This window comes from Stenotrophomonas sp. (genome assembly GCF_050737575.1).
Lineage (GTDB): Bacteria > Pseudomonadota > Gammaproteobacteria > Xanthomonadales > Xanthomonadaceae > Stenotrophomonas.
The window spans coordinates 232,983-245,932 of record NZ_JBOHXW010000004.1; the positions used below are offsets into that span (position 1 = coordinate 232,983).

At 63.4% G+C, this 12,950-nt stretch carries 12 protein-coding genes; 7 read left to right on the forward strand and 5 right to left on the reverse strand.

What is annotated here, in order from left to right; translation table 11 throughout:
- Nucleotides 1-58: 58 nt before the first annotated feature.
- Together ACREP4_RS09590 and ACREP4_RS09595 are read right to left on the reverse strand one after the other, a co-directional pair.
- On the reverse strand, nt 59-1,315 hold the full coding sequence (locus ACREP4_RS09590) for a TIGR03862 family flavoprotein (protein WP_431595955.1): 1,257 nt from the start codon (nt 1,313-1,315) through the stop codon (nt 59-61).
- The gene (locus ACREP4_RS09595) at nt 1,299-1,730 is read right to left on the reverse strand and encodes an FKBP-type peptidyl-prolyl cis-trans isomerase (protein ID WP_431595956.1); all 432 of its coding nucleotides are present in this window, start codon (nt 1,728-1,730) and stop codon (nt 1,299-1,301) included. Before ACREP4_RS09595 ends, ACREP4_RS09590 begins: the two co-directional genes overlap by 17 nt.
- Before the next feature lie 61 nt (nt 1,731-1,791).
- On the opposite strand from ACREP4_RS09595, the gene ACREP4_RS09600 reads away from it, so the two are divergent.
- The 3 genes from ACREP4_RS09600 (at nt 1,792) to ACREP4_RS09610 (ending at nt 4,283) form a co-directional block, all read left to right on the forward strand.
- The gene (locus ACREP4_RS09600; protein WP_431595957.1) at nt 1,792-2,157 is read left to right on the forward strand and encodes a DUF6164 family protein; all 366 of its coding nucleotides are present in this window, start codon (nt 1,792-1,794) and stop codon (nt 2,155-2,157) included.
- 38 nt (nt 2,158-2,195) lie between these two features.
- On the forward strand, nt 2,196-2,951 hold the full coding sequence (locus ACREP4_RS09605) for a sulfurtransferase (RefSeq protein WP_431595958.1): 756 nt from the start codon (nt 2,196-2,198) through the stop codon (nt 2,949-2,951).
- Nucleotides 2,952-3,290: 339 nt separating this feature from the next.
- A complete protein-coding gene (locus tag ACREP4_RS09610; protein ID WP_431595959.1) occupies nt 3,291-4,283 on the forward strand; it encodes an LLM class flavin-dependent oxidoreductase in 993 nt (330 codons plus the stop codon).
- A gap of 134 nt (nt 4,284-4,417) precedes the next feature.
- Here ACREP4_RS09610 and ACREP4_RS09615 read toward each other — a convergent pair whose 3' ends face one another.
- Both ACREP4_RS09615 and ACREP4_RS09620 read right to left on the reverse strand, forming a co-directional pair.
- Complete coding sequence (locus tag ACREP4_RS09615; RefSeq protein ID WP_431596156.1) at nt 4,418-5,083, reverse strand: exopolysaccharide biosynthesis protein; 666 nt, start codon at nt 5,081-5,083, stop codon at nt 4,418-4,420.
- Nucleotides 5,064-6,407, reverse strand: coding sequence for a hemolysin family protein (locus ACREP4_RS09620; protein WP_431595960.1), 1,344 nt, complete (start codon nt 6,405-6,407; stop codon nt 5,064-5,066). The genes ACREP4_RS09615 and ACREP4_RS09620 overlap by 20 nt, the downstream gene beginning before the upstream one ends.
- Before the next feature lie 275 nt (nt 6,408-6,682).
- On the opposite strand from ACREP4_RS09620, the gene ACREP4_RS09625 reads away from it, so the two are divergent.
- Together ACREP4_RS09625 and ACREP4_RS09630 are read left to right on the forward strand one after the other, a co-directional pair.
- Nucleotides 6,683-7,309, forward strand: a complete 627-nt coding sequence (locus tag ACREP4_RS09625) for a DUF47 domain-containing protein (RefSeq protein WP_431595961.1) — start codon at nt 6,683-6,685, stop codon at nt 7,307-7,309.
- Between the two features lie 12 nt (nt 7,310-7,321).
- Nucleotides 7,322-8,443, forward strand: a complete 1,122-nt coding sequence (locus ACREP4_RS09630) for an inorganic phosphate transporter (RefSeq protein WP_431595962.1) — start codon at nt 7,322-7,324, stop codon at nt 8,441-8,443.
- 304 nt (nt 8,444-8,747) lie between these two features.
- Here the strand turns inward: ACREP4_RS09630 and parE are convergent, their stop codons facing one another.
- Nucleotides 8,748-10,637: a DNA topoisomerase IV subunit B gene (parE, locus tag ACREP4_RS09635; RefSeq protein ID WP_431595963.1), complete on the reverse strand. Its 1,890-nt coding sequence runs from the start codon at nt 10,635-10,637 to the stop codon at nt 8,748-8,750.
- A 158-nt stretch (nt 10,638-10,795) separates the two neighbouring features.
- Here parE and ACREP4_RS09640 point away from each other — a divergent pair, with 158 nt between their 5' ends.
- Both ACREP4_RS09640 and ACREP4_RS09645 read left to right on the forward strand, forming a co-directional pair.
- Nucleotides 10,796-11,050: a hypothetical protein gene (locus ACREP4_RS09640; protein ID WP_431595964.1), complete on the forward strand. Its 255-nt coding sequence runs from the start codon at nt 10,796-10,798 to the stop codon at nt 11,048-11,050.
- Nucleotides 11,051-11,179: 129 nt separating this feature from the next.
- Nucleotides 11,180-12,844 (forward strand): CTP synthase, encoded by a 1,665-nt coding sequence (locus ACREP4_RS09645; protein WP_431595965.1) that lies wholly within the window; start codon nt 11,180-11,182, stop codon nt 12,842-12,844.
- Nucleotides 12,845-12,950 lie beyond the last annotated feature (106 nt).

Below are 12,950 nucleotides of genomic sequence, written 5' to 3' on the forward strand. Positions count from 1 at the left end.
TATGTTCCGCTGAGACTTTACCGGCAATGCGTCTGCCGAGCATGGCTCGGCATTACGCTCAGGCGTTGCTTTCCAGCCAGCCAATCACGCCGTCTGCTGCACGCAGCCCACTGGCGTAGCACGCGGTCAATAGATAACCGCCGGTTGGTGCTTCCCAATCCAGCATCTCGCCGGCGCAGAACACGCCGGGCAGGGCGCTCAACATCAGTGCGTCATTCATCGCTTCCAGTCGCACGCCACCGGCGGTGCTGATGGTTTCAGCCATCGGGCGCGGCCGCAGCAACTGCAGTGGCAGGCGCTTGAGTGTGCGCACGACGGCGGCGATATCGTTGCCTGCCTCCTTGCCCAACACTTCAAACAGCAAGCCGGCTTTGACTGCATCCAGCCCCGCTGCACGACGAAGGTGCTCGCCAAAACTGCGGCCCTTGCGTGGGCGGCCCAGATCGGCGAGCAGGCGTTCGTCATCGCGACCGGGAACAAGGTCCAGTTCAAGGCGCACCTGGCCGTCACGATTGAGCGTCTCACGCAGGTCGGCTGAAAGTGCATAAATCAGGCTGCCTTCGATGCCGTACTCGCTGACCACGCATTCGCCCTGTAACTGCTGCGGTTGCCCGTGTAGATCGAACCAGTGAGCGACGACCGGCTTCAGTGGTGCGCCAGCGTTGCGTTGGCTGAAGTGCGGCGTCCAATCAATGTCGAAACCACAGTTGGCCGATTGCAGTGGCGCGGTATCTACGCCGCGTTGCTGCAGCACGGGCATCCAGCTGCCGTCCGAACCCAGCTGCGGCCAGCTGCCGCCGCCGAGTGCGAGCACGGTGGCGTCGGACTGCACGGCGATCTCGCCGTTTTCGGTGGCCAAGCGCAGGCTGCCATCCGCATTCCAGCCCAACCAGCGATGCTGGACGTGGAAGCGCACGCCGCGTTCTTTCAGCCGGCGTACCCAGCCGCGCAGCAGCGGTGCTGCTTTGCGGTCCACCGGGAACACGCGACCTGAACTTCCGACATAGGTTTCCACGCCAAAGCTGGCCGCCCAGTCGCGCAATGCCTGCGCGTCAAAGCCGTCCAGCCAGCGGCCGACATCGGCCTGTCGTTCGCGGTAGCGCGAATCAAACAAGGGGCGCGGATCGGAATGGGTGAGGTTGAGTCCGCCTTTGCCGGCGATCAAAAACTTGCGCCCGGGCGAACCCTTGGCCTCGTACAGATCCACCTGCAAACCGGCCGCGCACAGGCGTTCGGCGGCGAACAGCCCGGCCGGGCCGCCGCCGATCACGGCAACGCGCTTGCCGGCGAGGGCGGTATCAGCGGGGCTGGACATCGAGCAGTTCAACGTCGAAAACAAGCGAGGAGCCCGCCGGAATCGGACCGGTGCGGCGATTGCCGTAGCCGTACTCGGGCGGAATCATCAGCGTGCGCTTGCCGCCGACCTTCATGCCGGCAAAGCCTTCGTCCCAGCCGCGGATGACCTGCTTCCCGCCCAGGTTGAAGGTGAACGGTTCGCCGCGATCCACCGAGCTGTCGAACTTCTCGCCGTGCTTGTCGGCGGTGCGTTCGTCGTACAGCCAGCCGGTGTAATGCACGGTGATCTTGCTGCCCGCGACGGCTTCGGCGCCGGTGCCCGGCTGGGTGTCGATCTGCTCGAACGCGGCGATGCTGCCACCCGGCGGCGGGCCTGGCGGCGTGCAGCCAACGGCAAGCAGGGACAGCAGAAGTGGGATGAACAGACGGCGCATGAACGGCTCCGGCGGGAAGGGCGTGCAAGGGTAGCGCATCGCTGCCGGGTATCATTGCGCGATGGCCAAACTGCTCCTCAATCTGCGCAATGTCGGTGACGACGAAAGTCACGAAGTCGGTGAACTGCTCGACCTCAACGACATCCCTTGGTATCGCACCGAGCCGAGTCCGTGGGGTATTTCCAACGGCGGCATCTGGCTGCGTGACAACGAGGACCAGCCACGCGCCAAAGCGCTGATGGCGACCTACCAGGCCGAGCGCTCGCAGCGGGTGCGCGCCGAGCGTGAAGCCGGCTTGCGTGACGGCACGGCGGAGACGTTCAGCGGTTTGTTCAGGCAGCGGCCGCTGTATGTGGTCGCGGTGCTGCTGGGCATGGTCGCAGCGGCGGCGCTGGTGCTGCTGCCGTTCGTGCTGCTGCGCGGCTGAGCCGGCCAATAATGCGGCTGGCCGGTACAATACGGCCCATGATCGTCAATACCGCCGCCTACCATTTCGTCCCCCTTTCCGACGCCGACGCGCTCAATGCAGTGCTGCTGGAGCGTGCCAAGACGCAGGAACTGCGCGGCACAATCCTGGTGGCGGGCGAGGGCATCAACCTGTTCCTGGCCGGTAGCCGTGAAGGCATCGATGCCTTTTACGCGGCGCTGAAAGCCGACCCGCGCTTTGCCGACATGCGCGTGAAATACAGCTACAGCCAAATGCAGCCGTTCGCGCGGCTCAAGGCCAAGCTCAAGACGGAGATCATCAGCTTCCGCCGCGATGACGGCCAGCCGTTGGACTTCCCGCGTGCACCCAGCGTCGCCCCGGCCACCGTGCAGCGTTGGTTGCAGCAGGGCCATGACGACGAAGGCAAGCGCGTGGTGATGCTCGACACGCGCAACGAGCAGGAGTTCGCACACGGCACGTTTGAAGGTGCGCTTACCTTGCCGATCGGCAAATTCACCGATCTGCCGGCCGCGCTGGAGCCGCATCGTGAAGGCCTGGCCGACGCCACCGTGGTCAGCTTCTGCACCGGCGGTATCCGCTGCGAAAAGGCCGCGCTGTGGATGCAGAACGACGGCATGCACAACGTGCTGCAGCTGGAAGGCGGCATCCTGGGTTACTTCGAGGAAGTGGGCGGGCAGGGCTACGACGGCCGCTGTTTCGTGTTCGACGAGCGCGTGGCGCTGGACGCCGAGCTGAAGCCGCTGGTGGATCGGGACGAGAGTCAGGTGGCCTGAAGCCTCGGCCCGGTCAGGGGGCTGATTGCAGTCACCTGTAGCTCGGATAGTTGAGTTGGCCCGATTTACCGATCAAAGCCCCCCTCCCCAACCCTCTCCTTTGCGTTGCAAAAGGGAGGGGCCAAAGCGGGGCCTTTGCTGCGATCTGACAGACGATGCATCACCACCCCGCCCTTTGCGCAGCGAAGGGGAGGGCTGGGGAGGGGGAGCTTTTCGGTGGACACCTTCAGCCCCCAAGGCACCCAATAGCCGCTTTACGGAAAACAGCGTTCAGGCAGCGGTGGTTCCTTTACGCTCCTGCAGCCCCATGTCGTTTCCATCGTCTCTGGAAGCCGCCACATGATTCCTCTTTCCGTCCTTGATCTCGCGCCCGTCTGCGAAGGCTCCACGCCGCAGCAGGCATTCGGCAACATGCTTGATCTGGCCCAGCACGCTGAGCGCTGGGGCTACCGCCGCTATTGGCTGGCCGAGCACCACAACATGCCCGGCATCGCCAGCGCCGCCACGTCGGTGCTGATCGGCCATGTCGCCGGCGGTACGTCGACCATCCGCGTCGGCGCCGGCGGCATCATGTTGCCCAACCATTCGCCGCTGCAGGTGGCCGAGCAGTTCGGCACGCTGGCGTCGCTGTATCCGGGCCGCATCGACTTGGGGCTTGGCCGCGCGCCGGGCACCGATCACGCGACCGCGCGTGCATTGCGCCGCTATTTCGACAGCGCTGACCAGTTCCCGCAGGACGTGACCGAGCTGCTGCATTACTTCGCGCCGGCACAGCCGGGGCAGAGCGTGCAGGCCGTGCCGGGCGCGGGCGTGGATGTGCCGGTGTGGTTGCTGGGCTCCAGCTTGTTCAGTGCGCGGCTATCGGCGGCGATGGGCTTGCCGTTCGCATTCGCTTCGCACTTCGCGCCGGATTCGATGGATGAAGCGCTGGCCTTGTATCGCCGCGATTTCAGACCGTCCGAGCATCTGCGCGCGCCGTACGCGATCCTGGCGTTGAACGTGGTGGCCAGCGAATCGGAAGTCGAATCGCGGCGCTTGTTCACCACCCAGCAGCAGAGTTTCGTGAACCTGCGGCGCGGTCGCCCTGGGCAGATTCCGCCGCCGGTGGAAGACATCGAGTCGTTCTGGGAACCGCATGAAAAGAGCGGCGTGGAGCGCGCGTTGGCCTGCACGGTGCTGGGCGATCCTGCACAGGTTGCCGAAGGGCTGCACGACTTTGCGCAGCGTCATCGTCCGGATGAAATGCTGCTGACGGCCAACATCTTTGACCACGCCGCGCGGCTGCGTTCGTTCGAGTTGGCGATGCAGGCGTGGCGGGCATCACACGCATAAGCACTCAACGTCAGCCGCCAGGCTGCCGATGTTCGCGATGTAAGAAGGCCTGCAATCAACTGATTGCAGGCCTTCTTGTCTAAAGCGTAATGGTCGGCTTCGAGGCATGTGCCGCGCTCGCCGCAGTGGCAATGTCAGCCACCCGTCCAGCGCTGTACCAGCTCGATCACACCGGTCACCAACTGCCCGGAACTCAGGCCGAAAAACAGCACTGCGGCAATCGCCGCGATCCAATTGGCCAACATCAGCGCGCCATCGCGTTCGATCAACGCCAGTGCGAACAACAGCAGTTGGAAGCCGAAAAGGTAATTGGTGAACGGGATCGGCAATGACAGCAGCACGCCGACCAGCAACAACAGCACGCCGGTGAACATCCGTGCCGGCAGCGGGCTGATAAGCAGCGGCATGCGCGGCTTGAGCATGCGGTCCAGTCGTCGCAGGGGGCGGCTGATCTTGCCCAGAAACGTGTGCATGGTGCCGCGCTTGGGCCCGCGTTTGGCGATGAAGCCCGGTAGCCACGGCCGAGACAAACCACACAGCAATTGCAGGCCGATCAGCAGCACCAGCGGCCCGCTGACCGCACCGCCAATGCCCGGGATCGGAATGAAGGCTGGCAGGATCGCAATGAACAGGAACATGCCAAACGCGCTCTGTTCCAGTCCCTGCAGAATCTGCCCCAGGCTCAGCTGCTCAGCCGGGTCGCCATGCTCGAACATCCCCAGCAGCGTGCGAATGCCTTCGTTCTGATAGGCATCGCGCTGCGTGGCATCGTCAGGCCGATCAGCCGGTGGTGTCATCAGCGTCCTCTTCCGGCAGCTTGCACAGCAGCAGCTTGTCGATGCGCGCACCGTCCAGATCGACGATCTCGATACGCCAGCCGGCCCAGTCGAAATACTCACCCGCGTGCGGAATGCGTCCGAACTGGTGCATACACATGCCAGCCAGCGTGTAGTAGTCGCCTTCTTCTGCGTCCGGCAGCTCAGCGCCTTCCATCAGTTCGCGCAGGTCGTCCACCGGCAGCGAGCCGTCGACCAGCAGCGAGCCATCGGCGCGGGTCACCACCAGTGCGTCATCATCGGAATTCTCGGTGGCCTGCAGGCGGCCAACCACCGCTCCCATCAGGTCGGAGATGGTGACCAGTCCCTGGATCTCACCGTACTCGTCCACCACCAAGGCCATCGACTGGTGTTCTTCGCGGAAGATCTCCAGCAGCTTCATCGCGTGGGTGGATTCGGAGACGTACAGGGTTTCGCGCAGGTTCTCGAACAGCGAACCGTGGGCGCCTTCCAGGCGTGTCACCAGCGTTTTCACTTCGAGGATGCCGGCGATGTCCTGATCGTTGCCGCGATAGACCGGATAGCGCGAGAACGCATGCTCGCGCATGGTGTGCAGGTTCTTGGCCGGGTCGGCGTTGGTGTCCAGCCAGGCAATGCGGTTGCGCGGCGTCATCAGGCTGTCGGCAGTGCGGTCGCCCAGGCGCATGACACGATTCATCATGTCGCGCTCGTGCGAGTCGATGACGCCGGCCTCGTGGCTCTCGGCCACCAGCATGCGGATTTCTTCTTCCGTGACCGAGGCGGATTCTGTTTTGCCCAGGCCGACAATGCGCAGTACCAGCTGGGTCGAGCGCGATAGCAGCCACACGCCGGGCGCAGCAATGCGGGCCAGCCAGCTCATCGGCACCGAGACGATACCGGCGATATCTTCAGAACGGGTCAGTGCAAGGCGTTTCGGCACCAATTCGCCGAAGATCAGCGTCAGATAGGTGATCAGTGCAACGGCCAGTACCTTGCCGATAAAGCTTGAGTACGGCTGCGGCTCGCCGATCAGGGAGAAGGTGGCTGACAGCGACGGGAAGGCCGCCTGCAGGTGCTCGGCAATCGCGCCGCCGATGGCGTCACCGCCGTACACACCGGTCAGGATGCCGATCAAGGTGATGCCGATCTGCACCGTGGACAGGAAATTCTCTGGTTTTTCAGAGAGTTCCAGTGCGCGTGCGGCGCGTTTGCTGGAACCTGCCATCTGCTTGAGGCGGCTTTTGCGCGAGGTCATGACCGACATTTCGGACATGGCAAAAAAGCCGTTCAGCAGAATCAGCGCGAGTACGATAAAAAATTCAAACACGGGTCTCTCCCCGGGTTGGTGGCGGGGAGGGCGGGTGTTTGCAATGGCCACGGGTACTCAGGAACAAAGTCCGGGGCGGTGGCGGAGGGTAAGGGTCGTCTTCCATAGGGTGCGCCACGAGGGCGCTGGCGGATATTAGCAAACCCGGGGCGTTCGGCGTCAGTTGCGCGTTCAGATTGGCGTTCAGTGAAGAGCGGGGGAATACCCTCAATGCCATCTAACCGTCATAATCCGCCCCCGGTGCCGTCCTTCCCGCGACGGCTGATAGGTTCCCCATGTTTTCGTTGCAGACCATCTTTGGCTCCGGCAAGCAGTTCTATACCTACCTTGATGAGGCCGCGCAGGCTGCCTCCGATGCCTCGAAGGCGTTGCACGAGATGATGCGCGAGGCTGATCGTGAGCCGGCGCTGGATGCTTTCAAGCTCGCCCGTCTGCGCGAACGCGCGGCGTCGGACAAGATCAGCCAGGCGCTGGTGGACAGCTTCATGACCCCCATCGAGCGCGAAGACATCGAAGCGCTGGGTTCGGCGCTGTACAAGATTCCCAAGCAGATCGAGAAGTTCGCCGACCGCTATTCGCTGGCTGTGCAGCACCTGGAGCAGATCGACTTTGCCCCGCGCGCCGCCATGCTTGAGCAGGCCGCCGGCGTTGTGGTGGAAATGGTCAACGACTTGCGCCACATGAACCTGGATCGCATGACCGCGCTCAACGAGAAGCTGCGTTCGTTGGAGAACGAAGCTGACCGCCTGATGTTGGAGCTGTACCGCGACATCTATTCCGGTCGCCTGGACAACCTGCAGATGTTCCTGCTGAAGGAATTCTTCGAGATCCTGGAAAAAGCCATCGACCGTTGCCGCGAGGCCGGTGTGGTGGTTTACCAGATCGTCCTGAAAAACAGCTGACGGGGGCGTTCGATGCTCACCCTCGTATTGGTGGTGATTCTGGCTGCGCTCGTCTTCGAGTTCATCAACGGATTCCACGACACCGCCAACTCCATCGCCACCGTGGTGGCGACCAAAGTGTTGTCGCCCGGCTGGGCGGTGATGATGGCGGCCTTCATGAATCTGATCGGCGCGCTGACCGGCACCGCGGTGGCGCTGACCATCGCCAACGGTCTGCTCAACACCGATGTGATCGACGTGACGCCACAGGTCATCCTGTGCGCCTTGCTCGGCGGCATCGTGTGGAACCTGATCACCTGGTGGAAAGGCCTGCCGTCTTCCTCATCGCACGCATTGATTGGCGGCCTGTGCGGCGCCGGTCTGGCTGCGGCGCACGGCAACTGGGATGCGTTGATCTGGTCGCAGAACGTCGGCAACTGGGCGCAGAACAAGGGCCTGTTGTGGAAGGTGTTCGTGCCAATGATCACCTCGCCGATTGCCGGTTTCCTGCTTGGCATCGTGATGATGTGCCTGTTGTGGGCAATCATCGGGCTGATGGCGCGTGCCGGTGGCGTGCTGCAGCGGATGGCGCGCCCGCGTTGGGTCAACGCGTTCTTCGGCAAGGCGCAGATCGTGTCGGCGGCGTACATGGGCTTTGCCCACGGCCACAACGACGCGCAGAAGACCATGGGCATCATCGCCATGACCTTGATCGGTGCCGAGGCGAGCGGTGCGCTGGACAACCTGCCTTCGTGGCTGGCGTTCATGCATCCGAACGCACAGGCCGGTGACGGTATCGCGATGTGGATCGTGCTGACCTGTGCCGTGGTGATGGCTGCCGGCACCGCGTCGGGCGGCTGGAAGATCATCAAGACCCTGGGCCACAAGATGGTCAAGCTGCATCCGATTCACGGCTTTGCGGCGGAAACCAGCTCGGCAACGGTCCTGACCCTGGCCGCGCACTTCGGTATGCCGGTGTCGACCACGCACAGCATTTCTACCGCGATCATGGGAGTTGGCTTTGCCAAGAACCCCAAGTCGCTGCGTCTGGGTGTGATCGAACGCATCATCTGGGCATGGATTCTGACCATCCCGGCTGCAGGTGGTTGTGCGTACCTGATCCTGAAGTTCTTCCAGATGATCGGCTGGAGCTGATCAGTTCTCGATTGTCTGGATAACAAAAAGCCCGCCAGTGATGGCGGGTTTTTTGTTGGCTGGAATGCGGCGTGGCGGGCGCGGGAGTGAAGTGCGCGGCCGCATCGAAAGCCCGGTGCTGCGTAGGCTGGGATTAAATCCCGGCATCTGCCACTAATTGCTGGGATTGCGCATCCGCTCCATCCCAGCCTGCGGCTGCTTAAGTGAGCCTCAATCAAAAAGCCCGCCGGTAAGGGCGGGCTCGTAGACCGGGATGAAATCCCAGCGTCGCAATGGTTGGCTGCAGGTAAATGAAGCGCCGGTGTCAGGCTTCCAGCGAAGCCAGATCGCCCTTGCTCTCCAACCATCCCTTGCGATCCGCCGCCCGCTTTTTGGCCAGCAGCATGTCCATCAGCGAATGGGTCATTTCGCCATCGTCAACGGTCAGCTGCACCAAGCGGCGCGTATCCGGGTGAATGGTGGATTCGCGCAGCTGCGGCGGGTTCATCTCGCCCAAGCCCTTGAAGCGGGTCACGCTGACCTGGCCGCGGATCTTCTCGCGCTCGATCTTGTCCAGCATCGTGCGCTTCTCTTCTTCGTCCAGTGCGTAGAACACTTGCTTGCCCACGTCGATACGGAACAGCGGCGGCATTGCCACGAACACGTGGCCAGCATCCACCAGGGAGGGGAAGTGGCGCAGGAACAGGGCGGCCAGCAGCGTGGCGATATGCAGGCCGTCGGAGTCGGCGTCGGCCAGAATCACCACCTTGCCGTAGCGCAGGCCGGACAGATCGTCCTTGCCCGGGTCGCAGCCGATGGCGATGGCCAGGTTGTGCACTTCCTCGGAGGCCAGCACGCTGCCCGAAGCCACTTCCCAGGTGTTCAGGATCTTGCCGCGCAGCGGCAGGATGGCCTGGAAATCCTTGTCGCGGGCCTGTTTGGCACTGCCGCCTGCCGAGTCACCTTCCACCAGGAACAGCTCGGTGCGCGAGAGGTCCTGGCTGATGCAGTCGGCCAGCTTGCCGGGCAGGGCCGGGCCTTGCGTGACCTTCTTGCGGGTGACCAGCTTTTCGGTCTTCAGGCGGGCGCTGGCGCGCTCGATGGCGATCTGCGCGATCTTCTCGCCCAGTTCCACGTTCTGGTTCAGCAGCAGGCTGAAGGCGTCGTGCGCGGCGCCTTCAACGAAGCCAGCCGCCTGACGCGAAGACAGGCGTTCCTTGGTCTGGCCGCTGAACTGTGGGTCGGTCATCTTCAGCGACAACACGAACGACACGCGGTCCCACACGTCTTCCGGCGCCAGCTTGACGCCGCGCGGCAGCAGATTGCGGAAGTCGCAGAACTCGCGCAGCGCCTCGGTCAGGCCGGTACGCAGGCCGTTGGCGTGGGTGCCGTGCTGCGCGGTCGGGATCAGGTTGACGTAGCTTTCCTGCACCAGCTCGCCTTCCGGCAGCCAGGCCACGGCCCAGTCAACAATCTCGGTTTCCTTCTTCAGGCTGCCGGCGAACAGATCGGCCGGGAGCATTTCGCGCTCGCCCAGCTCGGCTTTCAAGTAGTCGCGCAGGCCGTCTTCGTAATACCAGGTGTCGACTTCGCCAGTGGCTTCTTCAGTCAGCTTGACGGTCAGGCCCGGGCACAGCACGGCCTTGGCGCGCAGCAGGTGGCGCAGCGCACGGACGTTGAATTTGTTGGTGTCGAAGTACTTCGGGTCGGGCCAGAAGCGCAGGCGGGTGCCGGTGTTCTTCTTGCCGACGCTGCCCACCACTTCCAGCGGACTGGCGCGGTCGCCGTCGCGGAAGGTGATGCGGTGCTCGCTGCCATCGCGGCGGATGTGGATTTCCACCAGATTGGAGAGCGCGTTGACCACCGACACGCCCACGCCGTGCAGGCCGCCGGAGAAGGTGTAGTTGCGGTTGTTGAACTTGCCGCCCGCATGCAGGCGGGTAAGGATCAGCTCAACGCCGGGGATTTTCTCTTCCGGGTGGATGTCCACGGGCATGCCGCGGCCGTCATCGCTGACTTCGCAGCTGCCATCCTTGAACAGGACAACTTCCACGGTGCGGGCATGGCCGGCCAGCGCTTCATCGACCGAGTTGTCGATGACTTCCTGCGCCAGATGGTTCGGGCGCGCGGTGTCGGTATACATGCCGGGGCGGCGTTTAACCGGGTCCAGGCCGGAGAGGACTTCGATGTCGGCGGCGTTGTAACGGGCGTTCATGTATCTCTGATAAGGCGCAAAGCGACGGGGGAGTTTGCGGTCTGTCGACGTTTTTTGCACGCGGGGCATTCAGGGCGCGGCGAGGCGCGGCAAGGTATCCTGTACGCGGTTTGAAATGAGCCGCGCCGTTCCTGGCGGGCATAGTGAGGAGCAAACGGATGAAATCGTCGAAATTGCTGGCTCTGGCTGCTGTTGCCGCCGCGGTAGTGGCGGTTCCCTTCGTGATGGCGCAGACCGCCGACAAGGCCAGGACGGGCGAAACCGCCCAGGCCGCTCCGGTGGACAAGGCCCAGAGCGAGGCTGAGCAGAAGGCCAAGCGCCGTGCCGCAGCCGCCGCGCAGGACAAGGCGCAGGCCGGCCAGCAGGCTGAGCCGCGCGAAGAAGAGGAAGAGGAAGCCCGTCGCCGTCGCTGACGCGGTTTCTCATGCATGACAGACGCCCCGGCTCAGGCTGGGGCGTCTTTTTTTTGAGGTCGCCTCATCCTTTGCTTGGGTGTTTGGGCGACTACCTTTAAACTAGGGCTTTCCGGGAGGCAGTGAGCCATGACCCCCCTTATTTTTGTAACCGGCGGTGTGGTGTCCTCGCTTGGCAAGGGCATTGCGGCCGCGTCTCTGGCCTCCATTCTCGAGGCGCGTGGCCTGAAGGTCACGATGATGAAGCTGGATCCGTACATCAACGTTGATCCAGGCACGATGAGTCCTTTCCAGCATGGCGAGGTCTATGTCACCGACGACGGTGCCGAGACCGATCTGGACCTGGGCCATTACGAGCGTTTCGTAAATACCCGGTTGAGCCGCAAGAATTCGGTGACCACTGGGCGTATCTACGAAAACGTGATCCGCAAGGAGCGCCGGGGTGATTACCTGGGCGCGACCGTGCAGGTCATCCCGCATATCACCGACGAAATCCGCCGTTGCATCGACGAGGCCACTGAAGGCTTCGACGTTGCGCTGGTGGAAATTGGCGGCACCGTGGGCGACATCGAGTCGCTGCCGTTCCTGGAGGCGATCCGCCAGGTGCGCACCGAGCGCGGCCCGGAGAAGGCGCTGTTCATGCACCTCACGCTGGTGCCGTTCATTGCGGCGGCGGGTGAGTTGAAGACCAAGCCGACCCAGCATTCGGTCAAGGAACTGCGTTCGATCGGCATCCAGCCGGATGTGTTGCTGTGCCGTTCCGAGCAGGCGATTCCGGATTCGGAGCGTCGTAAGATTTCGCTGTTCACCAACGTTTCCGAGCGCGCCGTGATCAGCGTGCCGGACGTGGAAGTGCTGTACCGCGTACCGATGGGCCTGCATGCGCAGGGCCTGGACGAGATCGTGGTCAACCAGCTCAAGCTCGCCGACAAGGCCGGCCCGGCTGACCTGTCCGAGTGGGAGGCGGTGCTGGATGCCGCGTTGCATCCGCTGGATGAAGTGACCATTGCGGTCGTCGGCAAGTACGTCGATCACCAGGATGCGTACAAGTCGGTGGGCGAGGCGCTCAAGCACGGCGGCCTGCGTCAGCGCACCAGGGTCAATCTGAAGTGGCTGGAGGCGCAGGAGCTGGAAGAATCCGGCTTGGCGGGGCTGGAAGGCGTGGACGGCATTCTGGTGCCGGGCGGCTTCGGCGACCGTGGCTTTGAAGGCAAGGTGCTGACCTCGCAATACGCCCGTGAGCACGCTGTGCCGTACTTCGGCATCTGCTATGGCATGCAGGCGGCGGTGGTTGATTTCGCCCGCCATGTGGCTGGCCTGGAAGACGCCAACAGCACCGAAAACGACCGCCAGACGCCGAACCCGGTGATTGGCTTGATCACCGAGTGGCGCACCGCCAGTGGTGAGGTCGAGAAGCGTGACGAGAAGTCCGACCTGGGCGGCACCATGCGTCTGGGCCTGCAGGAGCAGCGTCTGAAGCCGGGTACGTTGGCGCATGAGCTGTACGGCAAGGACGTGGTGGCCGAGCGTCATCGTCACCGTTACGAGTTCAACAACCGCTACCGCACCCAGCTGAAAGAAGCGGGTCTGGTAATCGCCGGCAAGTCGATGGATGACACGCTGGTGGAAGTGGTTGAGCTGCCGCGTGACAAGCACCCGTGGTTCCTGGCTTGCCAGGCGCACCCGGAGTTCCTGTCCACGCCGCGTGGCGGGCATCCGCTGTTCATCGGCTTCATTCGCGCTGCGCGCGAGAAGAAGGCCGGTGGCAAGTTGCTGAAGGAAGCGCGCGCCTAAGCGTGCTGTTGCAAGGCAGTGCCGGGTCATGCTCGGTGCTGGCTTTGCCGGAAAGAGGTGAACAGGGGGCTTTGGCTTTCCTGGCCCTTGTCGGCGTTTGGTGGTT

Coding starts and splice junctions, on each gene's coding strand:
- ACREP4_RS09590 (WP_431595955.1), bottom strand. CDS start 1,315: ATGTCCAGCCCCGCTGATACCGCCCTCGCCGGCAAGCGCGTTGCCGTG.
- ACREP4_RS09595 (WP_431595956.1), bottom strand. CDS start 1,730: ATGCGCCGTCTGTTCATCCCACTTCTGCTGTCCCTGCTTGCCGTTGGC.
- ACREP4_RS09600 (WP_431595957.1), top strand. CDS start 1,792: ATGGCCAAACTGCTCCTCAATCTGCGCAATGTCGGTGACGACGAAAGT.
- ACREP4_RS09605 (WP_431595958.1), top strand. CDS start 2,196: ATGATCGTCAATACCGCCGCCTACCATTTCGTCCCCCTTTCCGACGCC.
- ACREP4_RS09610 (WP_431595959.1), top strand. CDS start 3,291: ATGATTCCTCTTTCCGTCCTTGATCTCGCGCCCGTCTGCGAAGGCTCC.
- ACREP4_RS09625 (WP_431595961.1), top strand. CDS start 6,683: ATGTTTTCGTTGCAGACCATCTTTGGCTCCGGCAAGCAGTTCTATACC.
- ACREP4_RS09630 (WP_431595962.1), top strand. CDS start 7,322: ATGCTCACCCTCGTATTGGTGGTGATTCTGGCTGCGCTCGTCTTCGAG.
- parE (WP_431595963.1), bottom strand. CDS start 10,637: ATGAACGCCCGTTACAACGCCGCCGACATCGAAGTCCTCTCCGGCCTG.
- ACREP4_RS09640 (WP_431595964.1), top strand. CDS start 10,796: ATGAAATCGTCGAAATTGCTGGCTCTGGCTGCTGTTGCCGCCGCGGTA.
- ACREP4_RS09645 (WP_431595965.1), top strand. CDS start 11,180: ATGACCCCCCTTATTTTTGTAACCGGCGGTGTGGTGTCCTCGCTTGGC.